21 protein-coding genes are annotated in these 17,710 nt (G+C 30.7%); 11 read left to right on the forward strand and 10 right to left on the reverse strand.

Annotation, left to right across the window (positions count from 1 at the left end):
• The 4 genes from Q0C58_RS09920 to Q0C58_RS09935 form a co-directional block, all read right to left on the reverse strand.
• Positions 1–377 (reverse strand): hypothetical protein (locus tag Q0C58_RS09920; protein WP_290700786.1); only part of this gene is annotated, 377 nt, incomplete at its 3' end.
• A gap of 1 nt (position 378) precedes the next feature.
• On the reverse strand, positions 379–960 hold the full coding sequence (locus tag Q0C58_RS09925) for a TIGR00730 family Rossman fold protein (RefSeq protein WP_290700789.1): 582 nt from the start codon (positions 958–960) through the stop codon (positions 379–381).
• A complete protein-coding gene (prmC, locus tag Q0C58_RS09930) occupies positions 960–1,832 on the reverse strand; it encodes a peptide chain release factor N(5)-glutamine methyltransferase (RefSeq protein ID WP_290700792.1) in 873 nt (290 codons plus the stop codon). The genes Q0C58_RS09925 and prmC overlap by 1 nt, the downstream gene beginning before the upstream one ends.
• A 210-nt stretch (positions 1,833–2,042) precedes the next feature.
• A complete protein-coding gene (locus Q0C58_RS09935; protein ID WP_290700795.1) occupies positions 2,043–2,534 on the reverse strand; it encodes a GNAT family N-acetyltransferase in 492 nt (163 codons plus the stop codon).
• Between the two features lie 74 nt (positions 2,535–2,608).
• On the opposite strand from Q0C58_RS09935, the gene Q0C58_RS09940 reads away from it, so the two are divergent.
• The 5 genes from Q0C58_RS09940 to Q0C58_RS09960 are packed head-to-tail and all read left to right on the forward strand — an operon-like array spanning position 2,609 to position 6,198.
• Positions 2,609–3,064 (forward strand): hypothetical protein, encoded by a 456-nt coding sequence (locus tag Q0C58_RS09940; protein WP_290700797.1) that lies wholly within the window; start codon positions 2,609–2,611, stop codon positions 3,062–3,064.
• A gap of 2 nt (positions 3,065–3,066) precedes the next feature.
• On the forward strand, positions 3,067–4,068 hold the full coding sequence (ribD, locus tag Q0C58_RS09945) for a bifunctional diaminohydroxyphosphoribosylaminopyrimidine deaminase/5-amino-6-(5-phosphoribosylamino)uracil reductase RibD (RefSeq protein ID WP_290700800.1): 1,002 nt from the start codon (positions 3,067–3,069) through the stop codon (positions 4,066–4,068).
• Positions 4,069–4,100: 32 nt separating this feature from the next.
• Positions 4,101–4,712, forward strand: coding sequence for an HAD family phosphatase (locus Q0C58_RS09950; protein ID WP_290700802.1), 612 nt, complete (start codon positions 4,101–4,103; stop codon positions 4,710–4,712).
• Positions 4,709–5,572, forward strand: a complete 864-nt coding sequence (locus tag Q0C58_RS09955) for an EamA/RhaT family transporter (protein ID WP_290700805.1) — start codon at positions 4,709–4,711, stop codon at positions 5,570–5,572. The genes Q0C58_RS09950 and Q0C58_RS09955 overlap by 4 nt, the downstream gene beginning before the upstream one ends.
• The gene (locus Q0C58_RS09960) at positions 5,572–6,198 is read left to right on the forward strand and encodes a YigZ family protein (protein ID WP_290700808.1); all 627 of its coding nucleotides are present in this window, start codon (positions 5,572–5,574) and stop codon (positions 6,196–6,198) included. Before Q0C58_RS09955 ends, Q0C58_RS09960 begins: the two co-directional genes overlap by 1 nt.
• Before the next feature lie 84 nt (positions 6,199–6,282).
• On the opposite strand, the gene Q0C58_RS09965 is transcribed toward Q0C58_RS09960, so the two are convergent.
• On the reverse strand, positions 6,283–6,681 hold the full coding sequence (locus Q0C58_RS09965) for a thioesterase family protein (RefSeq protein ID WP_290700811.1): 399 nt from the start codon (positions 6,679–6,681) through the stop codon (positions 6,283–6,285).
• Positions 6,682–6,872: 191 nt separating this feature from the next.
• On the opposite strand from Q0C58_RS09965, the gene dnaA reads away from it, so the two are divergent.
• The 4 genes from dnaA (at position 6,873) to Q0C58_RS09985 (ending at position 10,952) form a co-directional block, all read left to right on the forward strand.
• Entirely contained in the window at positions 6,873–8,300 is a 1,428-nt protein-coding gene (gene dnaA, locus Q0C58_RS09970; protein WP_290700813.1) for a chromosomal replication initiator protein DnaA, read from the forward strand.
• An 11-nt stretch (positions 8,301–8,311) separates the two neighbouring features.
• On the forward strand, positions 8,312–8,767 hold the full coding sequence (locus Q0C58_RS09975; RefSeq protein ID WP_290700817.1) for a low molecular weight protein-tyrosine-phosphatase: 456 nt from the start codon (positions 8,312–8,314) through the stop codon (positions 8,765–8,767).
• 56 nt (positions 8,768–8,823) lie between these two features.
• Complete coding sequence (locus Q0C58_RS09980) at positions 8,824–10,149, forward strand: PQQ-dependent sugar dehydrogenase (protein ID WP_290700821.1); 1,326 nt, start codon at positions 8,824–8,826, stop codon at positions 10,147–10,149.
• 86 nt (positions 10,150–10,235) lie between these two features.
• The gene (locus Q0C58_RS09985; protein WP_290700824.1) at positions 10,236–10,952 is read left to right on the forward strand and encodes an SAM-dependent methyltransferase; all 717 of its coding nucleotides are present in this window, start codon (positions 10,236–10,238) and stop codon (positions 10,950–10,952) included.
• Between the two features lie 5 nt (positions 10,953–10,957).
• On the opposite strand, the gene Q0C58_RS09990 is transcribed toward Q0C58_RS09985, so the two are convergent.
• The 5 genes from Q0C58_RS09990 to dapF all read right to left on the reverse strand — a co-directional run bounded on the left by Q0C58_RS09990 (position 10,958) and on the right by dapF (position 14,955).
• Positions 10,958–11,605 (reverse strand): peptidoglycan-binding protein LysM, encoded by a 648-nt coding sequence (locus tag Q0C58_RS09990; RefSeq protein WP_290700827.1) that lies wholly within the window; start codon positions 11,603–11,605, stop codon positions 10,958–10,960.
• A gap of 108 nt (positions 11,606–11,713) precedes the next feature.
• A complete protein-coding gene (locus Q0C58_RS09995; protein ID WP_290700845.1) occupies positions 11,714–12,622 on the reverse strand; it encodes a DUF2279 domain-containing protein in 909 nt (302 codons plus the stop codon).
• Positions 12,619–13,662 carry an endolytic transglycosylase MltG gene (mltG, locus tag Q0C58_RS10000; protein ID WP_290700830.1) on the reverse strand — a complete coding sequence of 348 codons (1,044 nt, stop codon included), beginning with the start codon at positions 13,660–13,662 and terminating at the stop codon, positions 12,619–12,621. The genes Q0C58_RS09995 and mltG overlap by 4 nt, the downstream gene beginning before the upstream one ends.
• Complete coding sequence (locus Q0C58_RS10005) at positions 13,652–14,182, reverse strand: GNAT family N-acetyltransferase (protein WP_290700833.1); 531 nt, start codon at positions 14,180–14,182, stop codon at positions 13,652–13,654. Before Q0C58_RS10005 ends, mltG begins: the two co-directional genes overlap by 11 nt.
• On the reverse strand, positions 14,176–14,955 hold the full coding sequence (gene dapF / locus Q0C58_RS10010; protein WP_290700836.1) for a diaminopimelate epimerase: 780 nt from the start codon (positions 14,953–14,955) through the stop codon (positions 14,176–14,178). Before dapF ends, Q0C58_RS10005 begins: the two co-directional genes overlap by 7 nt.
• Before the next feature lie 189 nt (positions 14,956–15,144).
• On the opposite strand from dapF, the gene Q0C58_RS10015 reads away from it, so the two are divergent.
• Both Q0C58_RS10015 and Q0C58_RS10020 read left to right on the forward strand, forming a co-directional pair.
• The gene (locus Q0C58_RS10015; RefSeq protein ID WP_290700839.1) at positions 15,145–16,554 is read left to right on the forward strand and encodes a trypsin-like peptidase domain-containing protein; all 1,410 of its coding nucleotides are present in this window, start codon (positions 15,145–15,147) and stop codon (positions 16,552–16,554) included.
• A gap of 167 nt (positions 16,555–16,721) precedes the next feature.
• Positions 16,722–17,710, forward strand: a 989-nt coding sequence (locus tag Q0C58_RS10020; RefSeq protein ID WP_290700842.1) for a glyceraldehyde-3-phosphate dehydrogenase, incomplete at its 3' end; no start/stop codon positions are given.

The following is a 17,710-nucleotide window of genomic DNA, read 5'->3' on the forward strand; positions in this document are numbered from 1 at the left end:
TCATAATACCTAATACGATTACCTTCGTCTATTCCAATAATTCGTTTTGTTGAAAAAGAAATTTCAATGTCCTTTGGGAATCTTAAATGTTCTTTTACTTTAGAACTCTTACTCCTAAAAATTGAGTCGTTTTCTCTAAAATTATTTTCGTTTTTAATAAGCTTAATTTCTTCTTTAGAAGGCATTAAAAAAACGATTTCTTTTCCTGACACTATTAAAGTATCTATTGGTATAGAGGAGAAATCTTGTATTTTTAATGGTAATGTATATTCTACTTTAGTTTTAGATGGTGCTTCTACATAAGGTAACTGCTCTTCTTTTTGTTTTTTACAACCAAAAAATAGCAAAAATAAAATTATGTATATACAAACTTTCAAATTACAAACGGTCTTTATTTAACCATTCTGGAGCTGGTAATGGCTTAAAATTTTTCATTTTATCTAGCAATCCATCTATAGTTTCGTCTATTACAACAGCATCCAAATTTTCTTGCTTAAGAAAACCTTTAGCAACCATCGTTTTGCACTGCTCTATTAAAGCATTATAATAACCGTTTGTATTTAGAATGGCAATTGGTTTTGTATGCAAACCTAATTGTCCCCAAGTTGAGATTTCGAAAAACTCATCCATAGTACCAAAACCACCTGGAATAATTATAAAACCATCACTTTTATCGTACATTATTACCTTACGATCGTGCATGTTATTGGTAACTATTAGCTCTGTTAATGTCTCGCTAGCAATTTCTTTTGTTTTTAAAAAATCTGGAATTACACCAATAACGTTTCCTTTATTTTCTAATGCGCCATTGGATACTATTCCCATAATACCAATTTTTGCAGCACCATAAACCAAGGTTATGTTTTGTTGCGCTAAAGTTCTCCCTAAGCTATAAGCTTCAGATGTAATTTTACTATCATTTCCTGGGCTTGCACCACAAAACACTGCTATAGATTTCATTATTTATTTGCTTTTAACATTCGATCTTTACCAAACATGTCTTTTATTAACACTACATTTTTAAACCCTAAACTCTCTACTAACGCTTTTGTTTCTTCTCCCAAATACTCGTTGATTTCAAAGAATAATTGCCCGTTTTCTTTCAATTTTTCTTTTGCCAGTTCTGTTATTGCTTTATAAAAAATTAAAGGATTATTATCTTCAACAAACAAGGCTAAATGTGGTTCGTTATCTAATACATTATTTTGTATTTCGGCTTTTTCAAGGTTTCTAACATAAGGCGGATTAGATACTATTATGTCGAATTTATGAGATACTGAAACAAGTTCTGTATAACGAAGCTTCAAAACATCTGCTTCAATAAATGCAACAACCACTTTATTTAAACTAGCATTTTCTTTTGCTTTTTCTATCGCTTTCGCGGAAACATCCATAGCATAAACCTGAGCATTTTCAATATTTCTAGCTAATGAAATAGCTATACAACCACTTCCTGTTCCTATATCAAGAATTGAGTAAACGTTGGGATTTTGCTTTTGTTTTTTGGAATTTTCTATAACAAGAGCCACAAGTTCTTCAGTTTCAGGTCTTGGAATTAATGTGTTTTCGTTTACTTTAAAAGGCAAACCGTAAAACTCTGTTTCTCCTAGAATGTATTGAATGGGTTTTTGGTTCTTTAAATCTTCTAAAGCATTAAATGTAGGTTGTTGCTCACTTTTTGTAATCGTTAAATCTCTATCTAATGCTAATTGCAATCTTGAAATTTTATAAAACGCGTCTGTGCACAAAAAAAAGAAACTTGTGACTTCTTCTTTACCATAGATTGCATCTAATTCTTTATGAAATATATTTTCTAAATCTTTTAATAACACTAATTTGTTTTTAACTATTATACAGAAGTCTATTGAGCTTTTTTTAGAATCTCTTAAACCACTTTTAAAACACCTATCCTCTTTTTTCTATTACACTAAGATTCCCTGAGTTTTCACAGAGATACACAGAGTATTCTTTACTTATCTCAAAATACTTATTCTAAATCTTATTTTCTGTTTTCGCTACTCTATCTTAACTTTTAACTCAAACTACAAATCCTTAAGCATCCAAACACCACAATTATAGTGTCCTGTGTCTCCTAAAGAAGCTTCCAAGTGTTTAAAACCGTTAGTTTCGTATATGTGTATTGCTTCTTTTAATTCTGGAATTGTTTCAATATAACATTGCTTAAAACCTAAAGACTTTGCTTTTTCTAAACATTTTAAAAATAGTTGCCTTCCTAAACCTTTACCACGAATTCGCGATGAAAAATACATTTTTTGCACTTCGCAAATAGTCGTTTCCATTCCATTTAAAGGCTTTAAACCTCCTCCACCTTCAACCATTCCATTTAGTGTAACAACAAAATACATTTCGTTTGTTTTACTATAGGTTTCAAACATTTTTGGAGTTTCACTATCTTCATAAGCAGTACCAACTAAAGGCAACTTATATTCTATAAAAACTTCTCGAATTACACATTCTATTTGTGTATTATCTTCTTGTTCAATTTCTCTTATTACTATATTATTTTTACTCACGTTATTATAGTATTTTTACGCTCTATTTAAAGGTTGAAGATACTATAATACCAAACAAATTAAAAAATTTCAAGATGAAGAAACTTATAATCTTATTAACAATTACATTTTGCTTTTTAAGCTGTACTGTTAAAGAAAAACCAGAATTTTTACGTGTAGAAAATATTGAAGTTGTAGACTCTAATTCTAAATTTATAATTTTAACTGCAGATGCCTTTTTTAACAACCCAAATAGCGTAGGCGGAAAATTAGAAACAGAAGGTATTGTAATTACTGTTAACGATATAGAAGTGGCAACAGTGTCCTCTAAAGAGTTTGATGTTCCTGCTAAAAAAGAATTTTCAATTCCGTTATCTGCCAACATCCCAACTAATAAAATATTAAATCTTAGTAATCTTAGTGGTCTTTTAAATAGTATGCTTAATAAATCTATGAAAGTGCAGTATAAAGGTATTATTAAGTATAAGGTACTTGGGTTTTCTCATGAATATACTGTTGATGAAACTGAAGATATAAAGATTAAAATTTAAGCTTGACCGCACACCAAACATACATGCAACGTGCAATACAAATTGCAAAAAATGGACTAGGCACAACAAGGCCAAACCCAATGGTTGGTGCTGTAATTGTATATAATAACAAAATAATTGGAGAAGGTTTTACTAGCAACTATGGTAGTAATCATGCCGAAGTTAATGCTATAAACTCGGTTAAAGACCAATCGCTTTTAGAAAAAAGCACACTTTACGTTACACTTGAACCTTGCTCTCATTACGGCAAAACACCTCCTTGCAGTAACTTAATAATACATCACAACATTCCAAATGTAGTTATAGGTTGTGTAGATGATAATCCTGAAGTTGCAGGAAAAGGCATAAAAAAATTAATGAATTCTGGCTGTAAAGTAACAGTTGGTGTTTTAGAGCATGAATGTAAAGCTCACCATAAACGATTTTTTACGTTTCATAATAAAAAGCGTCCTTATATAATATTAAAATGGGCTGAAACTAGCGATGGTTTTATTGCACCTATTTATCCTGAACTAGTTTCAGGAACTCGAGAACAAAAACCTGTTTGGATTACAAACCAGCGATCTAGACAATTAGTACATAAATGGAGAGCCGAAGAGCAAGCCATTTTGGTTGGGACAAATACCGTTTTAAAAGACAACCCAACTTTAACGGTTAGAGATTGGACTGGTAATCATCCTATTCGTGTAGTTTTAGATAAAAATGAAAAACTTAATAAAACGCTTTCCATATTTAATACTAAAGCTGAAACTTTAATATTAAAAGAGAATACAGCTAAAGCTATTTGCAGCACATTACATAAAAACAACATCAACTCTATAATTATTGAAGGTGGCGCAAAAACACTTCAGCTTTTTATAGACGAAAAACTTTGGGATGAAGCAAGAGTATTTATTGGTAAAGCAGAATTTAAAGAAGGGACTAAAGCACCTTATTTCTCTGGTGAGTTAATTTCTGAAGAAAAAATACTTGAGGATACATTAAAGATTTATAAAAACAATTAGATTCCTGCCTTGGCAAGAATGACACACAAAACATGATAAAAACCATAATATTTGATTTCGGAGACGTATTCATCAACCTTGATAAAGAAGGTGCCATGAAAAATGCATTGGAACTTTTTGAAATAGAAGAGCTATCTGAAGACTTAGTTGCTATAAACACACTTTACGAACAAGGTTTATTATCTACAGAAGAATTTGTTGACTTTTACACAGAAAACTTTCCTAAGCTTTCTAAAAAAGAAATTATTGAAGCCTGGAATTATATTATTTGTGATTTTCCACCAAAAAGGTTCGATTTTGCTAAGCAGTTAGCAGAAGACAAAAAATACAACTTGATTTTATTAAGCAATACAAACGAGTTACACATAGATTGTATAAAAAAACATGTGTCTTTTTATGACGATTTTAAATCCTGCTTTAATAAATTTTACCTGTCTCATGAAATTATGCTAAGAAAACCAAATGCAGATATTTTTGAATTTGTTTTAAATGAAAACAAGTTAAAAGCAGAAGACTGTCTTTTTATAGACGATACTAAAGAAAATACTGAAACTGCTGCAAAGCTTGGTCTTAAAGTTTGGAATAACGATCCAAAAACTGAAGATATTGTAGATTTATTCACCATTAAAAGTGATCTTTTTTGATTTACCTACTACTTAGTATACTAGCTTCCACATTAATATTTGTAATTTTTACACTATTAGGCAAGTACAAGATTAATACGCTTCAAGCCATTGTTGCTAATTATTTTACTGCTTTTACAGTTGGTGTTTTATCCTCTAAACAGTCATTAAATATTAATACAATAATAAATAACGACTGGTTTTATGGTGCTATATTTTTAGGCTTTCTGTTTATAGCCATTTTTAATATAATGGCTTTAACAGCACAACGTAATGGGCTTTCGGTAGCTTCGGTTGCTAGTAAAATGAGTGTTGTTATACCTATAATTTTTGGCTTATATGTTTATAATGAAAGTTTAAGCCCTCTAAAGACTTTAGGCATACTACTTGCTCTTTTAGCTGTCTATCTAACCTCTGTCAAAGCAAAAGAAGGCAAAGTTAAACTTAAAAACTTATGGCTTCCTATTTTACTGTTTTTTGGTTCTGGAATTATAGATACATCAATAAAGTATCTTGAAACCACCTACGTATCAGAAAATGGGATTCCAATATTTTCAGCAACAATCTTTGCTATTGCAGGAATAATAGGTGTAGTTATTCTTTCCGCAAAAGCGATAAAAGGAAACCTTAAATTCGATTACAGAAGTATTTTTGGCGGTATAATTTTAGGCATTGTAAATTATTACTCCATATATATGTTATTAAAAGCATTACAAGTTGATAGCTTTGAAAGCTCAAGCATTTTCACTATTAATAACGTTGCCATAGTAATGCTTTCTACTTTAATAGGATTAACTTTTTTTAAAGAAAAACTAATTACCAAAAACTGGATTGGGATAGGATTTGCTATTATTTCGATTGTATTAGTAACTTTAGCGTAATGGAAGAGAAAAGTAATGACACCTATAAAACAATATTAATACCTTCGGAAAAAGTCCTTTTTAAAGACAAAAACTCCAAGTTTTATAGCTACGCTTTTCCTTTAACAAATGAAACTAATGTAAAAACCCACATTGAAAACTTAAAAGAACAACATCCAAAAGCAGGCCATTTTTGCTACGCATACCAAATTGGCAAAGAAGAAAACACTATAAACTACAGAACAAATGATGATGGAGAACCTAATAATAGCGCAGGAATACCTATTTATGGACAAATACAATCTTTCGATGTTACTAATGTTTTAATAGTTGTTGTACGTTATTTTGGAGGTGTAAAGTTAGGTGTTGGAGGATTAATTAGCGCTTATAAAACTGGAGCGCAACTTGCTTTAGAAGCTTCAAAAATTAAAACACTTACTATCAATATTAACTATCTCATTAAATTTGAATACGAGTTAATGAATAAAGTGATGCGTGTTATTAAAGAAAAAAATTTAAATATTACGAATCAAAAATTAGAATTAGACTGCGAAATTAATATCTCGGTTAGAAAAAAAGAAGCAAATACTATTTTAGAAATTTTTGAATCTATCTATAAAGTATCCATTAAAAAAATGGAAACATAAAATATCAAAGTATAAAAACCGAATTCAAATTATTTTTTATTAAACATTTTAGTGCTTTGGAATTTAGTTTTTTTTCTTTGATATTTACTTCGCCAATGCATCAAGAAAATATTTTGGAGGTCTTGCTGGTCTATTTGTCTTTAAATCAACAAACACCAAAACCACATGTGCAGTTGATAGAATTTGTTGCAAATCATTCAATATTTCATACTCGAATTCAACCTTAACTGTAGGCTCATTTTTAAGTGTTGTTTTAACAGTAATTACATCATCATATTTTATGGGTTTCTTATATTTTACACTTAATGACACCACAGGAAGACCAACTCCAGTTTCTTCCATTTTCTTATAAGAAACACCTAATTTACGTAACCACTCAATACGTGCTACTTCTAGATATAATGCATAGTTTCCATGATGAACAACACCCATTTGGTCGGTTTCTGCGTAACGTACTCTAATATCAATTTTATCTGATTTCATCTATACTATTGTAAATTATTTTTTGTAGTTTAGTTTAAGTTAACATTATGAGAAAAAAAAACTAAATATTCAATAGCAAATCATTTTTTTTTTAAGTTTTTTGTTCACATATTTGTCTTGCTATAAAAAAGGGCTGGAATAATCCAAATTCCGTCTTTTTAGAACTAACTAAAAAACACAAAAATCCAACAATGAGTTTAACTGCGCAATCGGTATGGAATAACTGTCTTAATTTTATAAAAGATAATATTCAACCTCAAGCATACAAAACTTGGTTTGAACCAATTATAGCAGTCAAGCTAACTGATAATGCTTTAAGTATTCAAGTCCCTAGTAAATTCTTTTACGAATGGTTGGAAGAGCATTATGTTAAAATTTTAAAAGTAGCACTCACAAAAGAATTAGGAGAAACTGCCAAACTAGTTTACATTATTAAAATGGAAAACACCTATGGCAACAAACAGCCTTTTACAGAAAGAATTCCAAGTTCTAATCGTTCTTCGGTTAAAGCTCAAAATTTAGATGTGCCGTTAAAAAATAAAGACAGAGAACTACGTAACCCGTTTGTTATTCCAGGTATTCGTAATGTAAAAATTGAATCTCAACTTAATCCTAATTATAATTTTGATAATTTTTTAGAAGGTGACTCTAATCGTTTAGCACGTAGTGCAGGTTTAGCTGTTTCAGCAAAACCTGGTGGAACTTCTTTTAATCCGTTATTAATTTTTGGTGGTGTTGGACTAGGAAAAACACATTTAGCACACGCTATTGGTGTTGACATAAAAGATAAGTATCCAGAAAAAACAGTTTTATATATTTCTGCTGAAAAATTTACGCAACAATATATAGACTCTGTTAAAAAGAACAATAGAAACGATTTTATTCACTTCTACCAATTAATAGATGTTTTATTAATTGATGATGTTCAATTTTTATCTGGAAAATCTGGTACGCAAGATGTATTCTTCCATATTTTCAATCATTTGCATCAAAATGGCAAGCAAGTTATTTTAACGAGTGACAAAGCTCCTGTAGATATGCAAGATATAGAACAACGTTTACTATCTCGTTTTAAATGGGGATTAAGCGCAGAGTTACAAACACCAGATTTTGAAACGCGTATTTCTATACTTAAAAACAAACTATATCGTGATGGTGTAGAAATGCCAGATGATATTATAGAGTATGTGGCAAAGAATATTAAAACTAATATTCGTGAACTTGAAGGTGCTATTATTTCTTTAATTGCACAATCTTCTTTCAATAAAAAAGAAATAAATATAGAACTAGCAAAACAAGTGGTAGAAAAGTTTGTAAAAAACACCAAACGTGAAGTTTCTATAGATTACATACAAAAAGTAGTATCAGACTATTTCCAAATGGATGTAGATACGCTTCAGTCTAAAACAAGAAAACGTCATATTGTTCAAGCAAGACAATTAGCTATGTTTTTTGCTAAGAAACTTACAAAAGCATCTTTAGCAAGTATTGGCTCTCAAATTGGAAAACGAGATCACGCTACTGTTTTACATGCTTGTAAAACGGTCGACAATTTATCTTCTACAGATAAACAGTTTAGAAAGTATGTTGAAGACTTGACAAAAAAGTTGTCTGTCTAAAATCTTAAATTATGATTAGAATTTTAATGGTTTGCCTCGGAAACATCTGTCGCTCACCACTAACTCATGGTATTCTTGAATCAAAATTAGACACTGAATATTTTATAGTGGATTCTGCTGGCACAAGTAAATATCATATTGGAAGCCTACCTGATAAACGGTCTATTGCTGTAGCAAAAAAGAACAACTTAGATATTACAAATCAACGTGGAAGACAATTTGTTGTTGAAGATTTTGAAATGTACAATTACATATACGTAATGGACAAATCCAACTTCGAAAATATTACTAAAATGGCTCGTAATGTAGAAGACATTGCTAAAGTAAAACTTATTTTAAATGAAAGCTATCCAAGTAAAAACTTAGAAGTACCAGATCCATATTATGGTGGAGACTTTGGTTTTGATACTGTTTACAAGATGCTAGAAGAAGCTTGTAATACAATTGTTAATAAGCTAAAACAGTGACTAAAGTCAAACATAGTCTATCTTTTTTTTTATTAATTTTATAAAAAAATAAAAAAATGACAGCCATAAAAACGATTTACTCATTTCTCTTTTTTTCCTTTTTTTCATTCATTTCTTTTTCACAAACTTTAGAATTAACTCTAACTTCTAATAACTTTAATGATCCTGTAGAAATGGCTCATACCAATGACAATCGACTATTCGTTGTTAAAAAAAGTAGCGTTATTAAAATATTAAATAACGATGAATCTATTAACACTACACCTTTTATATATATAAGTGCTAGTTTTGGTTCTGGAGGAGAACGCGGTTTACTAGGTTTAGCTTTTGCTCCAGACTATAAAAATTCTGGACGATTTTACGTTAATTATACAGACAATTCTAGCACACAAACACCTAATACTGTTGTTGCAAAATATACAGTAAATAGTAATCCTGACATAGCAAATACAACAGAAACTTTTCTATTAACAATACCTCAACCTTACAATAATCATAATGCTGGAAAGCTAGTTTTTGGTAAAGATAGTTTTCTTTACATTGCTTCAGGTGATGATGGATCTGGAGGAGGTCCTGGAAATCGCTCTCAAAATACAAACACACTATTAGGTAAATTATTAAGACTAGATGTTAGTGGCTCTACATACACCATTCCAACAACAAACCCTTTTGTAACAACAAGTGGATTACCTGAAATTTATGCTATTGGTTTAAGAAATCCATGGAAATTATCTTTCGATAGAGATAATGGTGACTTATGGGTTACAGACGTTGGACAAAGCGCTTATGAAGAAATCAATAAACCTATTGATTCTGGAACACCTGGAGACAATTATGGTTGGAGATGTTATGAAGGTGCTAACAATTTTAATAACGAAAGTTCTTGTCCTCCAATGTCTTCTATTAAACTTCCTGTTAGCAAATACAATTATGGTAATGACCCAAACGGATTTAGATGCGCTATAACTAGTGGTTATGTTTATCGTGGCAGCATGTTTCCAGGATTAGTTGGCAAGTATCTATTTGCAGATTATTGCAGTGGAGAAATTGGTGTTTTAGTTTTTAGTGGGAACTCTTGGTCTATTCTTCAAATGGATCATCCATCTATAATAGAGTCTTGGATCAGTTTTGGCGAAGACAATTCTGGCGAATTATATATTGTAGGTGGTAATGCTATTTATAAAATTAATGATATTAATTTAAGCGTAAATGAAGAAGAGTTAAGTACTAACTTTAAACTATTTCCAAATCCATCAAAAGGAGAAGTGACTATTCATTTTGGAACTAACATTTCTCATATCGAATCAATTTCTATTAAAAACAACATAGGACAAGAAATAAAAACGTTTAATAACTTAGTATCTGAAAACATTAGTATATAAACACAAAACTATTCAAAAGGATTATATTTTATTAAAATGTTGAATAATAAAGGTTTGAAAACAATAAAAAAATACTCATAAAATAAATGAACGATACTTACGGAAAACTTTACCTTATACCTACAACTCTAGGAGACACAGATCCTCTTAACGTTTTACCTATTACAGTACAACGCATTATTGAACAAGTAGATGTTTTTATAGTAGAAAATGAAAAAACAGCAAGGCGAGATATAAAAAAAATCTGTCCAGACAAGGTACAATCAAGCTTAACACTTTTTCCATTAAATAAATTCACAGATATTAACGAGCTTCCATACTACTTAGAACCTTGTAAAAAAGGTTTAAATGTAGGTTTACTTTCTGAAGCTGGTTGTCCTGGTGTTGCAGATCCTGGTGCAGATATTGTAAAATTAGCACATGAATTCAATATAAAAGTAGTCCCATTAGTTGGACCATCGTCTATTTTAATGGCAATGATGAGTTCTGGAATGAATGGACAGAGCTTTGCTTTTAATGGCTATTTACCAATAGATAAAGGCGAACGTAAGCAGGAAATTAAACGTTTGGAACGCTTATCGTTCGAGCATAACCAGTCGCAACTGTTTATAGAAACACCATACAGAAATAACAAGTTTTTAGAAGACTTATGTAATACTTTAAATGGTAACACAGACATTTGTGTGGCTTGCGATATTACTTTACCTACAGAATACATAAAAACACTATCTGTAAACGATTGGAAAAAAAATAACGTCGACCTACATAAAAGGCCAACGTTATTCATAATTCATAAAAGCTAAAAAATTTAAGCTTTCATTGAAACTTTAGCACGTTTATTTGCTATAATTCTTGAGGTATCGTAACCTTGAAAACGCTTCATATAACTTTTAATAGATGTTCCGTAAGCATCTTCAACACCATTAGAGCCAAAACTTCTAAGGTATTTTTTTACACCTCCTGGTCCTGCAAGATGAGCTGCTGCTAATATTCCAGACTCTGTTATTACAATTCCATTAATACGTTTTCCTGTAAAACGCTTAATATCTTTTCTTAACACCCATTTATTACGTTCTGCATTTGCAATAAATGCTTTTTCTTGTAATTCTGGTGTATTTAAAAAATGTTTGGTATCATTAATACCTATTAACTCTAAAGTACTTGAACCAAATTGGTATTTTCCTAAATAGCCTAGTGTATTAACTCTAAAATAATTGTTTTGAGATTCTTTAAAACCTAATTGCTCTTTAAAGCCATTAAAAGATTTACCTAATTCAGGAGAAAAAGCATTTTCTTTTTCAACTATTGTATTATCTGTTTCAATAACTTCAATAGTGCTTTTTTTATTTAACAAAGTATACGCTTTGTTATTTGAATTGGTTTTAAGCGATACTACAATTAAAATACATATTGTAAACGCTAATAAAACTAACTTTGCAATACTTTTTTTACTCATAACCATTTGATTTTTTAAAACAGCAATATATTAATATACATGTTTAAAATTTCGAGTGCAAATGTACAACTTATTTTTTAGTACTTAAATTCTATCGACAAACAACTATTAAAAGTAGATAGCATGGAGTTTAACGTTACTTTTTTGAGTGAATTCCAAAGTTGGAAAAGGCACCTTTATGACATTAAAAATGCTAAAAACAGTCTTGAGTGTGTTCGAATTTGTTTTAATCTTGGCCAAATTTACGTCTAAACTTAAATAGAATTGACGTCGCCTATTTTGTTTTATCAACGTGTTATTAACAATAAGCACCTCATTACCAGACAACAGACCGTCTGCTCCATAACCAAATGCGACATTTAGCCACTTTGGAACTTTACTGTTTTTAAAAAATGAATGTACGTTAACCGAGAGCCAATAGGTTTGTCCATTATAATCTTTTAAAGCTTCTTCTAATATGCCATTACCTAGTTTATCTGGTCTTTGCGGCGAAAATTTGGTGCGTTGAAAAGAGTATTTCATTACAATGCGTTGCTCTTCCCAAAGTAATTCTTGACCAATAAACAAAACTGATCCTGTGGAATTTGCAATAAAATCTCCCCAACTAAATCCCCATTCACTAGAAAAACCATCTAATACTTCTACAGCTGTAAGAAAAGAAAAGCCTAAAGTTGCTCCATATAAAAGCTGGTCTTTTTTCTTTACACCACTCCAACGTAAAGTTTGAGCACCTAACTTACCTAGTTGATAAGATGAAAAAACATGACCTAATTTATCCATTTGAAACCATTCGCTATTATCGTTTATAGTCTGAAATTTTGAGCGCTCGAAATCTGCATACCAAAGTTGATTTAAGCCTAAAAGCGTTAAACCACCAACAGTAGACTGAGAAATTACTACAGTATTTCTTCTTTTAGTATTTAATGTGTCGCTTGGCTTTAAGAAATTATTCTGCGCAAAAGCAGCTAGAGATACATTTAGAAAAAATAGATATAATAAACAATACTTCACTTTTATCTATTTACGCCTTGCTTATTTATCCAACGAACATATTCCTGCTTATTGGCATTATGTTGAGATAAAGTTTTAGCAAATTTATGGTATCCAAAATTTTTAACATTAGCTACAAAGTATATATAATTATGTTTTTCTGAATTTAAAACAGCATCTATTGCAGATACATCTGGCATAAAAATAGGACCTGGTGGAATACTTCTATATTTATAAGTGTTGTATTTAGAATCTACTTCTAAATCTTTATAAAGCACACGCTTTATTATTTGATTAAAATTTCCAGATTGCTTTTTAACAGCATAAATTACTGTAGGATCTGCTTGTAAAGGCATTCCTTTTCTAATACGGTTTAAATAAACACCAGCAACTCTTGGACGCTCATCTACTTTAGCGGTTTCTTTATGCACAATAGCTGCTAAAGACATGACTTCGTTAATAGAAAGGTTGAGTACTTTTCTTTTTTTGGTTCTGGAAGTGTTCCAAAAATTTTGGTATTCTTTTAGCATTTTATCTCTAAATCCTTCTGCTGAAGTATTCCAATAAACCTCATAACTATTAGGAATGTACATGGACAAAGCAGACTCATTATTAAAACCGTTTTTGTTAAAAAATGCTTGATCTCGCATAGCATTAATAAGCGACAAACTATCTGCTTCTATTTGAAAAGCAACACGACCAGCCAAATTTTCTAACCTTTCTTGATTATTAAAAGCTATTTTTAAAGGCACGTTTTTACTTCTTATAGAATTAACAATATCATTATTATTCATTCCTTTTGTAATAACAAAACGACCAGCTTTTACATTTTTATTATATTTTTTCTGATCTGCAAGCGCATCGAACTTTTCAATATCTATTAATAAGGGTTCTAATTGCTCTCTAACGGTTGCATACTTTGCATTTGTTGGAATAAGAATGTAAGCTTCTTCGTTATTAAAAGCTGTATTAGGCTTCAACATTGCGCCATATATAAAGTAAGCAAAATAGGCTGCTACTGCTAAACCTACAATAGCTATTGCTCCAAGTATTTTTTTAATATACATTATTAATAAGTTGGTATAAATATTCGTTAGTATAATTTCCGTTTTGGAAATTCCAATCTTTTTTTAGTCCTATATTTTTAAAACCTTGATTTTCAAAAAGTTTAATGCTTGCCGTATTCGTTTCAGAAATATTACAATATAATTGATGTAAATCTAAATGAGTAAAGCAATAATTAGATAATAATGTTAAGGCTTCTTTACCATAACCTTTAGCTCTATTTTGAGCATTATGAATTAAAATTCCAATACCAGCACGACGGTTTTTAATATCGAAATCGAACAAATCTATTAATCCTACAGCAACATCATTATAATCTGAAATCATTAAACGCAACTGCTTAACTTCGTAAATATCTTTGTAAGCATGCTCTAAATATTCTTTTATTAAAGACTTAGAATAAGGTGTTATTGTGTTACTTAGTTCCCAAATAGTTTCGTCATTTTCTATGGTATGAATAAACTCTAAGTCTTCAGGTTCTAAAGCACGTAAGTAAATATGTTCGCCTTTTAATGTTACCATTCTATTTCGCCTTTAAATACTAATGTTGCTGGTCCTTGAAGCCAGATATTTTTATACCCATTTGTTGTTTTCTCAAAAGACACTTTTAGTGTGCCACCTTCAACATTTAAAGTTACTTCTTCTGTATTCGTTTTTTTTGTTGCATGCATTGCTAAAGCCACTGCAGTAACTCCTGTTCCACAAGATAAGGTTTCGTCTTCTACGCCTCTTTCATAGGTCCTAACAGCAAATGTGTTTGCATTTATTTGGTCTACAAAATTAACGTTTGTGCCTTCATTATTATAAGAAGAACCATAACGGATTTTTGAGCCTTCAGTTTTAACATCATATTCCTTTAAGTTTTCAACTAAAGTAACATGATGTGGAGAACCAGTATCTAAAAAGGTGTGACTATCGTGAACTTCAACTTCATTTACATCTTGCATTTTTAGTTTTACAAATTCGTTTTCTATAGTTGCTTCATGCAAACCATCAATAGCAATAAATGTTGTCTTTTCTTTAAAAAGGTTTAGCATTTCCGCGAAAGCGACAATACAACGTCCACCATTTCCACACATAGTGCTTTCGTTTCCATCTGCATTAAAATAAACCATTTTAAAATCTGAGGCCGAATCGTTCTCCAATAAAATCAAGCCATCTGCACCTACACCAAAGCGTCTATTGCATAAATGTGCAATTAATTTGGTGTTATTTTTGTTGAATAACTCTTGACGGTTATCAATAAAAACAAAGTCGTTTCCAGTGCCTTGGTATTTGTAAAAGGTTTGTGTCATTTAGCCTAATTTCTTTCGACAAATATAGTGTATTGAAAATTTATTTTTGTTGTTAATTTCTCGTTAAAGTTGATTTTTAGAAGCAATAAAAAAATTAACTTTATAGTTATAACAGTAATTCTAATTTAAATATTTTCTTTTTTACTCAATCCGTTTGATATAAATAAAGGATATTAAAAACAATTATTTATGAAAAAAATAGCAACACTGGTTTTGGTTTCGGTATTAGGAGGCACAATTACTCTAGGAGCATATAAAGCCTTTCTTGAAAAAGAACAAACAATTACACAAATAGAACAAGTAAAGCAACCTGCTTTTCAAACTGTAAATTATAAAACAAGTAATACTAATTTAGGTAGTATTGAGAGTATAGATTTTACAACTGCAGCCGAAAAAACAGTGAATGCTGTAGTGCACGTAAAAAATGAAACATCTGCTTCACAACAATTAACAATGCGCGATTTATTTATGCGACGCGAACAAAAACGTAGTCAAGTTGGGACTGGAAGTGGTGTTATTATTTCGCCAGATGGCTACATTATTACAAATAATCATGTTATTGCAGATTCTGACAAATTAACTGTTACACTTAACGACAATAGAACATTAAAAGCTACTATAGTTGGTACAGACCCAAAAACAGATATTGCTTTATTAAAGGTTGAAAGCGACGAAGTATTACCGTACACAACTTTTGGAGATAGTGATACAGCAAAAATTGGAGAATGGGTTTTAGCCGTTGGTAATCCTTTTAATTTAACCTCTACAGTTACTGCAGGAATTATAAGTGCTAAGTCTAGAGATTTATCTGGAGATAGCAGACAATCTTTTATACAAACAGATGCAGCAGTAAACCCTGGGAATTCTGGTGGTGCATTGGTGAATACCAATGGAGAACTTATTGGTATTAATACAGCCATTACCTCTCAAACAGGCTCTTACATTGGGTATTCTTTTGCTGTACCAAGTAATATTGCAAAGAAAGTAATACAAGACATTATGGAATTTGGTAATGTACAGAATGGTATTTTGGGAGTTCAAGGTGGCTCTTTAAATAGTGCTTACGCTGAAAAATTAGGTATTGGAGAAACAGAAGGCTTTTATATAGATGAAGTTTTAGAAGATACTGGTGCAGATTTAGCTGGTTTAAAAAGTGGTGATATTATTAAAAAACTTGATAACATTGATATAAATAAGTTTTCAGATTTAAGCGGTTTTATAAACACTAAAAGGCCAAATGATATTATATCTGTTCAATATTTAAGGAATGGTGTTCAAAAACAAACTCAAGTTACTTTACTCAAAAACAATACATATACATTGCTTCATGTTGGCATAATAAAAAATGCTAAGTCTAAAGATTTAAAAAAATATGATGTTAAAAACGGAGTTAAAATAACTCAATTAATTGGAGGATACGCTGAAAATTTTGCGCGTGAAGGAATTAAAAATGGTGACATTATCACTACCATTAATGGCATTAAAGTTAGTTCTGTTGAAGAAGTTCAAAATATAGTTAAAAACAGAGATTTTAATCAACCTTTAAGTGTCGTGTTAGTAAATTCTTTAGGTAAGACATTTAGATACGGTTTGAGATAATACTATAAATAACAACAAATAAAAAGCACTTTAGTTCATTCTAAAGTGCTTTTATTTTTTTAACCAAAATCCTTTACGAAAACGTTTGAAATATATACTTTTGCAAAAAAATTAGTGAAGCTAATGCCGAACTTAAAAAATTAACAACACACTAAACACCTAAACGGATGCCAGTTAAAGAAACCTATGAAAACGAATTAGCATTTCAAGCCGATAGACGTCGCGCTACTGTAGAATTCATTAAAATTGTTAGCGACCTTTGGTACGACAAATCTATTGAGTTGGTTATTTTTAGAAACCAATTAATAGATAGAAACGTAAGCCAAATTTTAAATCTTCATGAATATGCTGGTGAATTTGTACAAAAGCCAATTTCGGTTTTCGATTCTGTAGAAATTGCACAAGCCATTAAAACATTAGATTTTCCGCCTGCGAAATTAGATATTGGAAAATTAACTTACGAATACCATTTAGAAGAACAACAACATACTAATGCGCTTAGTTTTGTATCAAGTAAATTAAAAGGTGCTGGTAAAGCCGAAGAGATTACACCAAAAGATGTAGTGCTCTATGGTTTTGGACGTATTGGTCGTTTAGTTGCTCGCGAATTAATGACTAGAACAGGAAAAGGAAGTCAATTACGCTTACGTGCTATTGTTACACGTGGTAAAAATGATGCTGTTGTTTTAGAAAAAAGAGCATCTTTATTACGTAACGATTCTGTACATGGTGATTTTTCTGGAACTGTTTCTGTAGATTTAGAAAACGAATCTTTAATAATTAATGGCACAACGGTTCGTATGATTACTGCTAACCAACCAGAAGATATCGATTACACAAAATACGACATTAATAACGCCCTTATTATAGATAATACAGGTGTTTTTAGAGATAAAGAGGCACTAACGCGTTTAAAAAATTCTCCAGGTGCAGATAAAGTTTTATTAACTGCTCCAGGAAAAGGCATTCCAAATATAGTACATGGTGTAAACCATTTAGAGAACGATCCAGATAAAATAGATATTTTCTCTGCAGCGTCTTGTACAACCAATGCAATTACTCCAGTTTTAAAAGCTATCGAAGATACTTTTGGTGTAAAAAGCGGACATTTAGAAACTATACATGCTTATACTAATGACCAAAACTTAGTAGATAA

This window comes from Lacinutrix sp. (assembly GCF_023299985.1).
Lineage (GTDB): Bacteria > Bacteroidota > Bacteroidia > Flavobacteriales > Flavobacteriaceae > Lacinutrix.